Annotated in this window: 3 protein-coding genes; all 3 read right to left on the bottom strand. The window is 66.4% G+C overall.

Translation table 11 applies throughout. From position 1 onward, the window contains the following. Positions 1-198 precede the first annotated feature (198 nt). From IC66_RS0115700 to IC66_RS0115690, 3 genes are read right to left on the bottom strand one after another with little or no spacing between them, the layout of a single operon-like run. On the bottom strand, positions 199-1167 hold the full coding sequence (locus tag IC66_RS0115700) for an NUDIX hydrolase (protein ID WP_028141639.1): 969 nt from the start codon (positions 1165-1167) through the stop codon (positions 199-201). After that, positions 1164-1349, bottom strand: coding sequence for a hypothetical protein (locus tag IC66_RS0115695; RefSeq protein ID WP_038948266.1), 186 nt, complete (start codon positions 1347-1349; stop codon positions 1164-1166). The genes IC66_RS0115700 and IC66_RS0115695 overlap by 4 nt, the downstream gene beginning before the upstream one ends. Continuing rightward, positions 1346-1852, bottom strand: a complete 507-nt coding sequence (locus tag IC66_RS0115690; RefSeq protein ID WP_028141638.1) for a tyrosine phosphatase family protein — start codon at positions 1850-1852, stop codon at positions 1346-1348. The genes IC66_RS0115695 and IC66_RS0115690 overlap by 4 nt, the downstream gene beginning before the upstream one ends. Positions 1853-2083: the final 231 nt, after the last annotated feature.

Raw genomic sequence — 2083 nt, 5'->3', positions numbered from 1 at the left:
CCTCCCCCTGCCGCTGCGCGTAGAACATCTCCTCGAGCGAATTCAGTCGCCGGCGCAGCTCGGCCGCCTGGCTGGAGGCCTTGATCGCGATCAGGAAGGCGGCGATCGCAATGATCCACGCAAAGACGTCAAACGGGCCGTCGAACATAAAGCCTCCAGGCGACCGGCGGGCAGGGGCCGGTCACGTAGTATGTCGGGTTAGCGCCGGGAGCGCACGCGCAAGCCCGGCGCGGGCCGCTCCTGGAGCACGTCGCGCCGGAAGCGATAGAGTGCCGCCGGCCGTCCGCCCGTCTGTGTCGACATCACCCCGGTCGGTTCGACCAGGGCTTCCATTTCGACCAGGCGGCGGAAATTCTGCTTGTGCAGGTGCCGGCCGGAGATTGCCTCGACCGTATGCTGCAGTTCGGTAAGTGTGAATTCGGGCGGCAAAAGTTCAAAGACGACAGGACGATACTTCAGTTTTGCACGCAGCCGCGCGATCGCCGTGGCGAGAATCCGGCGGTGATCGAACTGCATCGAGGTCCCGAGCGGGGGAAGCGTCTTGCGCGCTAATGCCGCAGGGCGGCCGTCGCGCCGCGCCTCCTCGACCAGCCCGGCCTCATACAACAGCTCGTAGCGGTCGAGCACGCGCTCCTCGTCCCAGGCCGCCCCGTCGAGGCCGAAATAGAACCGCACGCGATCCTTGCGCGGGAGTGCGCGCGTCGTGTCCGGGGTCTCCTCCGCCGCCCATTCGGTCAGCGCCGGAATGATGTCGCGGGCGATGATTGCGGGCGGCTCCTCGCGCCGGTCTTCCCAGGGAAAGAAGCGATACCATGGCGCGAAGCTCGCCGCATTGGCTGCAAGCTCGCCGTCCACCGCGCGCGTCAAGGCGAGATAGCCGATCGACACCATATGCGCGCCGGTGTCGCTGGCCTCGGCATGGCGGCCGCGATCGCCGAATGTGTAGAGCTGCTCGACATAGCCGAGCCGCAAGCCCGCCTGTTCCTCGACCCAGGCGCGCAGGCCGATGTCGAAGGTGCGATGCGCGAGCGCGTCGAACGGGCCGAACGGCAGACCGGCAAGCCCGTCACTGCCGCGCGCGGTGAGGATGAGGGGCTCATGCCCCTCGATCGCGACGATCGCCGCGGTCAGGCCGATCTCGATCGGCGTGAGGAGCGTGTCGCTCATGCGATGATGATCGAGGAAGTTGCCACAAACTCGTCATGCCCGGGCTTGTCCCGGGCATCCACGTTCTTCGTGTCGCGAGAAAGTTCGTGGATGGCAGGGACAAGCCCGGCCATGACGACGTGGATGCGCCTGCGCATCAAAGTGAGCGCGGCGTTGCGGCTGCTATCCGACTCTCGCCTCATTCGAGCTCGATCACGAAGGGACGGCCTTCGACCATCATCGCGCCCGGGCCGATCTCGTCGAGCGCGCGCAGCATGCGGCCGTTGCGTCCCAGGGCGCGGTCGGCAAGGCCGACGATGCGCCGGTTCGGCGAGGCGATCGGCGAGGCCGCGCGGATCTTCCTGGCGATCTCGAGCTCGTCGCGGTTCGGATTGAGCGCGCAGACCGCCGCGAACGCGCTCGCGGTGGAGCGGCTGATGCCGGCATAGCAATGCACCACCAGCGGCGCGCTACGGTCCCAGCCGCGCACGAAGTTCAGCACCTGATCGATATGGGTCTCGGACGGTGCGGTAAAACCATCCATCTCCTCGGTGATGTCGTCCATCGACACCTTGAGATGGTTGGCGGGCAGCACGGACACCGGCCGCGCCACCTGCTCGACATTGGCCATCACGGTCAGCACGTGGCTGGCCCTGGTGAGGCGGACGGTTTCGGGAAGCGCGGCGAGGGAGCAGACGTGGATCATGGCGGACCTTTTTGCCGCGATTATAGCCGGTGCCGTAGGGTGGGCAAAGCGAAGCCTCACCGTCGTCCCGGACAAGCGCAGCGAAGCGGAGCGCTGATCCGGGACCCATAACCCCCAGGAGCGGTTTGACGAAGACTCGTGGTTGCCAGTTTTGCGCCGCAACCGCACCCCGTGGTTATGGGTCCCTGCTTTCGCACTAGGGCATGCACATTCTGGTGCGGCGGATTGACT

Origin of the sequence: Bradyrhizobium genomosp. III (assembly GCF_000261705.1) — a bacterium.
Lineage (GTDB): Bacteria > Pseudomonadota > Alphaproteobacteria > Rhizobiales > Xanthobacteraceae > Bradyrhizobium > Bradyrhizobium ottawaense.
This window is presented reverse-complemented; position numbering and strand designations above follow the sequence as displayed.